Origin of the sequence: Carboxydocella sp. ULO1, assembly GCF_002049255.1 — a bacterium.
Taxonomy (GTDB): Bacteria; Bacillota.
Genome location: NZ_BDLQ01000179.1, coordinates 1 through 234 on the forward strand (window position 1 = coordinate 1; position 234 = coordinate 234).

Here is a 234-nt window from a genome sequence, read left to right on the forward strand (position 1 = left end):
ATGAAGCACCCTGTACGTCTGATTGAAACAACGGATACAGAAGGGAATCAAATTACAATTGTAACAAATGTCTTTGAGAAGAGTGCCGAAGAAATCGGGCAGTTATATCGTTCGCTGGCAGATAGAAATTTTCTTCAAGTGGCTCAAGCAACACCTGCACGTCAAACATTTATATGGTCTTAGTCAGCAGGCAGTAGAAAATCAGTTATATATCGCATTGGCAACATACTGTTT

General features: G+C 39.7%; 1 pseudogene. It reads left to right on the forward strand.

Features of this window, described 5'->3' with window-relative positions:
• A pseudogene (locus tag ULO1_RS14460) lies at positions 1-234 on the forward strand (transposase); the annotation flags it as partial.